This window comes from Aequorivita flava (genome assembly GCF_038742595.1).
Classification (GTDB): domain Bacteria; phylum Bacteroidota; class Bacteroidia; order Flavobacteriales; family Flavobacteriaceae; genus Aequorivita; species Aequorivita marisscotiae.
Genome location: NZ_JBANCF010000014.1, coordinates 69,981 through 76,373, shown reverse-complemented (window position 1 = coordinate 76,373; position 6,393 = coordinate 69,981). Strand labels below are relative to the sequence as shown.

Below are 6,393 nucleotides of genomic sequence, written 5' to 3'. Positions count from 1 at the left end.
TGCCTAACGGCATACTGCTCCAGCTGGGCAAAATATTGGTAAATCAAGAGATCGCGCCTAAGCAAATGTCCCGTAGGGGAAAAACATGATTTTTAATCGGACAATACTGATTTGTGATTTGGAATTTGTGATTTGTGATTTGTGATTTGGAATTTGTGATTTGGAATTTTTCACTCCACCCTTCTCCCCACAGTAGTAAAACTCAACCCCTGCGAACTGCGCAACGACGTCATAATTGCTTCAAAATACGGTTCGGGTGTCGTGGCTTTGGTTGTCCATTTAAAAATAAAGTTGGCACCACTGCCGCCGTGGTTATCCCTTTCGTCTATTACAATTTCCACGGTTTCCAATGGATTTAAATAAATAGGCTGTTTAAAATAATTTCGAATTAATTCCCCTTTAGTGTTGTAATAATCAGCTTTTGAAATATAAATCGTATCGGTGTCGCTCACATTCCGAAGGCTAACCATAGCAGTTAAACTCTGCGATTGCTTCATCGAAATACTGTAAATATGTGAGTAAATGCTCAAATAGGTTTTTCCCGCCGTCAGCGAATCTTGTGTAGAAAGAAAGTCTTCGGAAGTCACATAGTGATCTTCCCAATGATTATAATTGTAGGTACTAATTTCTTTAGATTCTTCGCACCCTAAACCTATTCCCAAAAGGAAAACAAAAGCTGCAGCTCCAAATATTTTAAACAGTCTTTTCACAATGTTTTACGGTATTTTAATTATACTTTAAAACTACGGTTTTTTATTGATTTTGTACTTTATAACCCAAAAGTTCGCTTGTTTGCCAATCTTTTGTTTGCACTTGGAGGGCAAGCGCTATTGCTTTTTTGTTAAGCCGCAGAAAACTGTTGAATGTTTAAAGCCTTAAAAACTTTTTTGATTCCCTTTTTGTTTTCTGAAAGTACAATTAGCACATCGTCGGCATTTATCACGGTGCTGCCATTGGGGGTGATGTATTTTTCATTCCTTTTTATCATTGCGATAATGGCGGTTTTGGGGAATTCAATATCTACAATTTGCTTGCCCACAACTTTATTTCCGTTTGAAATACCTATCTCCCGCATCTCGGTTTTGGGGTGTTCTTCTAAAAATCGTTCGGAGGGGGTTCTAATTTTTTCTTCACTCGGAATACTCACGTTTAACCATTTTGCCACTACCGAAAGGGTTGTGCCCTGAATTAAAATAGAGGTAAGCGAAATAAAAAAAACAATATTAAACATCATATTCGCCTTGTCTATTCCCGCCAAGAGTGGGTAGGTAGCAAATACAATGGGCACGGCGCCACGCAAACCAACCCACGATATATAAAACCGTCTGCGCAACTTCATTTTAAAGGGAATTAAACTAATAAATACAGCCGCCGGTCGCGCCACAAATATTAAAAACAACGAAATAATTAGCCCAATACCAATCACCGGTACAATCTGCGACGGAAACACCAAAAGTCCCAAGGTTAAGAAAAGTACAATCTGCATAAGCCACGCTAAACCATCGTACATTCTAAGGATAGTTTTTTTGTGAATTAAATATTGATTTCCTAAAAATACGGCACAGATATAAATGGCCAAAAAGCCGTTTCCACCCACAAAATCGGTTACGGAAAATGTTATAAACATCAAGGCAATTACCAAGACGGGATACAGACCTTCAAAATCTAGTTTTATTCGGTTAATTACAATTTTGCTTATTTTTCCAAAACCAAAACCTGCCACGGTTCCGATTATCATTTGCTGAAAAAACAACGGGATCATCGCCGCTAGCCCCTTATCCTGATTTACCACCAATCCCAAAAAAGCAATGGTTAGCACATAAGCCATCGGGTCGTTACTCCCGCTTTCCATCTCCAGCGTAGGCCGTAAATTAGCACGGAGCGCCAAATTTTTGGAGCGCAGAATTGAAAACACGGCAGCCGCATCTGTAGAAGAAACGATACTTCCCAACAGCAAACTTTCGTAAATGGTAAAATCGGTTACATAATAAACAAAGGTTCCCAAGCCAATGGCGGTTAAAAATACCCCCAAGGTAGAGAGCGCAAACCCTTCTTTCATAATGGGTTTTACTGCTTTCCAGTCTGTATCCAACCCCCCGGAAAAGAGAATAAAGTTTAATGAAATTATACCAATTAATTGGGCTATTTGCGGATCGTTAAAACTTATACCTATACCATCTTCGCCCGCCAGCATACCAATGCCCAAGAACAGCACCAAGGTTGGCACGCCAAATTTATAGGATGTTTTTCCCGCTATAATACTTATAAAAAGTAAGATAGAGCCAACTAATAAAATGTTTTCTATGGTTAGATTCAATAGGATTCGGTTTTAATTCGCATTCTGCAAAATACAAATTTATCCCTTTAATAATAGTTCAATTTTATTTTAATAAGAATCATTGTTGTCCGATAAAAGTAATGACTAACTCTGGAAAACCCATATTATATGTAGTCCCTACGGGACTAGGAATTGACGGGGCTCTATTTTTTTACCCATATTTAATGCCTAACGGCATACTGCTCCAGCTGGGCAAAATATTGGTAATCAAGAGATCGCACCTAAACAAATGTCCCGTAGGGGAAAAACATGATTTTTAATCGGACAATACTGAATAAGAATATAAAACATCGCGATATATTTTCGGTAGCGTACACAAATAATCCTAATTTTGTACTAATGACAGCAAACAAAATAGAACTGCGCTCCGTAAACGTAACGCGCTATATAACGCCACTTCGCGAAGGAGGCTCCCTGCCTGCCTTGGCCGAAGCCGATGACGATTTTAAATACGTTTTAAAATTTAAAGGCGCTGGCCACGGAGTAAAAGCGTTAATTGCCGAATTATTGGGCGGCGAAATTGCGCGGACCTTAGGCCTAAAAGTTCCCGAGTTGGTTTTTGCCAGGCTGGACGAAGCCTTTGGCCGCAGTGAAGGCGATGAAGAAATTCAAGATTTATTAAAAGGTAGCCAAGGCCTAAACCTCGCCCTGCATTTTCTCTCCGGCGCGCTTACTTTTGATCCTGTTGTAACCCAAGTAGATCCTACCCTGGCCTCAAAAATTGTGTGGTTAGATGCCTATACCACTAATATAGATCGCACCGTAAAAAACACAAATATGCTTATTTGGCATAAAGAATTATGGTTGATAGACCACGGCGCAACGTTTTACTTTCACCACGCTTGGGATAACTGGGAGAAAGCTGCAATGAGCCCGTTTCCTTATGTTAAGGATCACGTGCTGTTGCTGCAAGCAGCTTTAGTTGAAGAAATAAACGACGAAATGACGGCCCTGCTCCCCGATGAAAAATTGCGCGAAATAACCAACCTCATCCCTGCCGAATGGCTTTCTTGGGAAGGCACCAACACAAATGCCGACGCAATTAGGGAAGTGTATTTTCAGTTTTTGGTACAACGCAGAAATAATGCAAACAACTTTGTAAAACAGATTCAACATGCCCGGGAAACACTTGTATGAATATGCGGTAATTCGTTTGGTGCCACGCGTTGAGCGCGAGGAATTTCTAAATGTGGGGATTGTTCTCTTCTGTAAGGGCGCCAAATATTTAAACTGTAAATATCAAATTAACGCCGAAAAACTAAAGCTTTTTCCCTGCGAACTGGAAGTGGAAGATTTTGAAAAAAATCTCCTTGCCTTTCAAAAAATCTGTTTGGGATTTAAAGAAGGAGGGCCGGTGGCACAATGGGAAACGCCAGATAGGTTCCGATGGTTAACAGCCCAACGCAGTGCTTCCATTCAAACTTCGCGACCGCACAGCGGCTTTAGCGATGATTTGGACGCTACTTTGGAAAGACTCTTTGAAGAATTGGTGCTTTAAAAAACCACAAATACTTTTGTTTACAACGAATACGCGAATATTTCCGGCTTATTCCAATGAGTGAACCCGTTAAAAACAAAAGGCTACAAAACTTTAGAAGCCAAATATTTCTGCACTTCGTAAATATCAATGCTTTTGTTGAATTTTTTACTCACCGTTGGCGTGTCTTCACTGCTAATCCAAATTTTTAGTTCGGCATCTAAATCAAAAGTGCTGGCTGTTTCCAGCGAAAAGCGCGAAATATGTTTGTAGGGCAAGCATTTATATTCGGCCTTGCTGCCCGTTATTCCCTGCACGTCTATTAAAATTAAGCGTTTATTGGTAAACATAAACACATCACGAAAAAGTTTAAAACCCAATTCTACTACTTCCCCTTCAATTAAAAGACGGCGGTATTTTTCGTTTAATTTTTCTGAGGATACTTCGCTGGCATTTCCTAATATATTGTTGAATAAACTCATAATTTTTTCGAATTACTTATAATTAAAAACTCAAGTTTTAGCCGCACAGGCTAAACATTAGTTCAAAAATATGCGCAAAGTTTTTAATATTCCAAAAATTCCCAAATCTTTCCCATGTTAATTTCTATTTTTAGGCGATGAAAATCTTATTAGTCGAAGACGAAAAGGAATTGCGAAACACGCTTGTTGCTTCACTTCTAAAGGAACAATTTGTGGTAGAAACCGCCGAAAACTTTAGTGAAGCAATATCAAAAATTGCTATTTACGATTACGATTGTATATTGCTGGACGTTATGCTGCCCGATGGAAGCGGCCTAAACATCTTATCTGAACTAAAAGCAATGGGCAAATCTGAAAATGTTATCATTATTTCGGCTAAAGATGCTTTGGACGATAAGTTAAAAGGCTTGGAGTTGGGCGCAGACGATTACCTTACCAAACCCTTCCACATTGCCGAACTCAACGCCCGAATTAAAGCGGTGCTACGCCGAAAAAGTTTGGATGGCAAGAACAGTATTGAATTGGGCAACCTCATTCTTAATATAGATGAACGCACCTTAACTATTGAAAAAAAAGACATCCATTTAAATAGAAAGGAATTTGATATACTGAATTATTTTCTACTCAATAAAAACCGCTTAATTACTAAAACGGCCTTGGCAGAATATGTTTGGGGCGACCAAATAGACCAGGCAGATAATTTCGATTTTATATATTACCAAATTAAAAATCTCAGGAAAAAACTGCAACAATCCGAAGCCGATGTTAGTATAGAATCTATTTATGGTATAGGCTATAAATTAATAGAGAAATGAAACTTTTAAACCGCTCCCTTTTATATCTTTCCCTGGCTTTCTTTTTTATAATTGGAATATGGGCGATAATATTCTATTTTAATCTAAAAGATGAAATCCGCGATAGTATAGACGACGGTTTGGAAAACAACAAACTGCTCTTAATCCAAAAAATCCGTACCGATACTACCTTGCTTTCCCAAAATCAATTTGGTGGCAATAATTTTGAAATACACCCAATTTCAAAACAAACGGCGCTCCAACAACGAGATGTTTATAAAGACACTTTAATGTATCGCGCCAATGAAGACGATTTAGAGGCCGTGCGTATTTTACATTCGGCTATTAAATATGGGGATAAATATTACAAATTAAAGGTTATTTCATCCTTAGTAGAAGAAGACGATTTAATAGAAGATTCCTTTTGGAGCGTGGTCTGGCTTTTTGTAATCCTAGTGGGTAGCACTCTTGTGATAAACAACCTAATTTTACGAAAACTATGGAATCCGTTTTACGATATTTTAAAACGTTTAAAAAATTATAGGTTAGACAAAGAGGAATCTATAATAAACACTCCCACAAAAACTGCCGAATTTCGTGAACTCCAACAAGCTTCCAATACGCTCATTCGGCATACGCAGGAGGTTTATACTTCGCAAAAACAGTTTACTGAAAATGCTTCGCATGAACTCCAAACGCCCCTTGCCATTATTTCCAATAAATTGGAGCTTTTATTGGAGTCTGAAAATTTGGTGCAAACAGATGCGCAAACAATAGCAGAAGTAATTACGTTGGTGCAACGGCTTACCCAATTAAACAAATCCTTACTGCTGCTGGCTAAAATTGAAAACAAACAATTTCCAGAACAATCTATTATCACTATTAATGAATTGACAAAAGAAAGCTGGAACAATTTTGAAGACTTCGCACAATACAAACAGCTAAAAATAAATTATGACGAAGCGGCAAAATTAAAAGTTATCATGGATCCTTCCTTAGCCGCTATTCTTATTTCAAATTTGATGAAGAATGCCATTTTTCACAATACAGCGGGCGGGTCTATTCATTTAAAATTTAACAAACACGAATTTTCAATTTGCAATACAGCAACTAATACTCCTTTGCAGCAGGAATACATTTTTACCCGCTTTCAAAAAGATGCGTCAAAAACACAAAGTACCGGACTGGGATTGGCCGTTTGCAAAGCAATTTGCGATTTTTATAATCTGCCCATCAACTATAGCTTTTTTGAAAACCAACACTGTTTTACAGTAAATTTTAAAAATATTCTCCCATAAAATA

General features: G+C 38.2%; 7 protein-coding genes. 4 read left to right on the top strand and 3 right to left on the bottom strand.

Features of this window, described 5'->3' with window-relative positions; all coding sequences use genetic code 11:
• Positions 1-170: 170 nt before the first annotated feature.
• Entirely contained in the window at positions 171-710 is a 540-nt protein-coding gene (locus VZD24_RS13695; protein ID WP_342687243.1) for a DUF3124 domain-containing protein, read from the bottom strand.
• Positions 711-841: 131 nt separating this feature from the next.
• Complete coding sequence (locus VZD24_RS13690; RefSeq protein ID WP_279448827.1) at positions 842-2,317, bottom strand: potassium/proton antiporter; 1,476 nt, start codon at positions 2,315-2,317, stop codon at positions 842-844.
• A 360-nt stretch (positions 2,318-2,677) separates the two neighbouring features.
• Here VZD24_RS13690 and VZD24_RS13685 point away from each other — a divergent pair, with 360 nt between their 5' ends.
• A complete protein-coding gene (locus VZD24_RS13685; RefSeq protein ID WP_342687242.1) occupies positions 2,678-3,475 on the top strand; it encodes a HipA family kinase in 798 nt (265 codons plus the stop codon).
• Entirely contained in the window at positions 3,453-3,836 is a 384-nt protein-coding gene (locus VZD24_RS13680; protein ID WP_279448829.1) for a DUF3037 domain-containing protein, read from the top strand. Before VZD24_RS13685 ends, VZD24_RS13680 begins: the two co-directional genes overlap by 23 nt.
• An 83-nt stretch (positions 3,837-3,919) precedes the next feature.
• On the opposite strand, the gene VZD24_RS13675 is transcribed toward VZD24_RS13680, so the two are convergent.
• The gene (locus tag VZD24_RS13675; RefSeq protein ID WP_342687241.1) at positions 3,920-4,297 is read right to left on the bottom strand and encodes a PH domain-containing protein; all 378 of its coding nucleotides are present in this window, start codon (positions 4,295-4,297) and stop codon (positions 3,920-3,922) included.
• 137 nt (positions 4,298-4,434) lie between these two features.
• Between VZD24_RS13675 and VZD24_RS13670 the strand changes: the two genes are divergently transcribed.
• Together VZD24_RS13670 and VZD24_RS13665 are read left to right on the top strand one after the other, a co-directional pair.
• Complete coding sequence (locus VZD24_RS13670; protein ID WP_279448831.1) at positions 4,435-5,112, top strand: response regulator transcription factor; 678 nt, start codon at positions 4,435-4,437, stop codon at positions 5,110-5,112.
• Positions 5,109-6,389: a sensor histidine kinase gene (locus VZD24_RS13665; protein ID WP_342687240.1), complete on the top strand. Its 1,281-nt coding sequence runs from the start codon at positions 5,109-5,111 to the stop codon at positions 6,387-6,389. The genes VZD24_RS13670 and VZD24_RS13665 overlap by 4 nt, the downstream gene beginning before the upstream one ends.
• Positions 6,390-6,393: the final 4 nt, after the last annotated feature.

Excerpts from the sequence above, each read along its gene's own strand:
- VZD24_RS13670 (WP_279448831.1), top strand. The coding sequence starts at position 4,435 with ATGAAAATCTTATTAGTCGAAGACGAAAAGGAATTGCGAAACACGCTT.
- VZD24_RS13665 (WP_342687240.1), top strand. The coding sequence starts at position 5,109 with ATGAAACTTTTAAACCGCTCCCTTTTATATCTTTCCCTGGCTTTCTTT.
- VZD24_RS13680 (WP_279448829.1), top strand. The coding sequence starts at position 3,453 with ATGCCCGGGAAACACTTGTATGAATATGCGGTAATTCGTTTGGTGCCA.
- VZD24_RS13675 (WP_342687241.1), bottom strand. The coding sequence starts at position 4,297 with ATGAGTTTATTCAACAATATATTAGGAAATGCCAGCGAAGTATCCTCA.
- VZD24_RS13685 (WP_342687242.1), top strand. The coding sequence starts at position 2,678 with ATGACAGCAAACAAAATAGAACTGCGCTCCGTAAACGTAACGCGCTAT.